Raw genomic sequence first — 513 nt, 5'->3', positions numbered from 1 at the left:
CCCTTGTTTTGGTGCGCGTTTATCTGGTGATGAGTTCGCCATTCTACTCAGCTCCAATAAAGACGTGGGCAGCATCCCAGATTTACTCGCCAAAGAACTATTAAAACCAATTAGCAACCTCAGCCAAACTTGGGCGAACGCCTTCCCGGTGACCGCCAGTGTTGGCATCGCTCAGTACCCGCAAGATGGGCAAGACATCGCGAAACTGTTGTCCAATGCAGACGCAGCAATGTACCAAGCCAAACGTGCTGGAAAAAATCAGTACGCGTACTACTCAGCAGAGCTAAATTTGGAATCTCAGCGACGCAGTCAGATCGAACGTGCACTGCGTAAAAGCAACGTTGAAGATGAGTTTAGGCTTGTGTTTCAACCTTACATGAATAACAAAGACAACGAAATTGAAGGCTTGGAAGTGCTTCTACGTTGGGACGCAGAAGGCTTGGGGCCAGTGCCACCGACCGAATTTATTCCAATCGCCGAGCAAGCTGGGTTGTTTGACAAAATAGACCGTTG

The 513-nt window shown here is 48.7% G+C and carries 1 protein-coding gene; it reads left to right on the top strand.

Annotation, left to right across the window (positions count from 1 at the left end; all coding sequences use genetic code 11):
* On the top strand, window positions 1-513 hold a 513-nt coding region (locus tag R8O11_RS31395), incomplete at both ends, for a diguanylate cyclase domain-containing protein (RefSeq protein WP_318195414.1).

The sequence above is a fragment of the Vibrio sp. 1288 genome (assembly GCF_033344475.1).
This window is presented reverse-complemented; position numbering and strand designations above follow the sequence as displayed.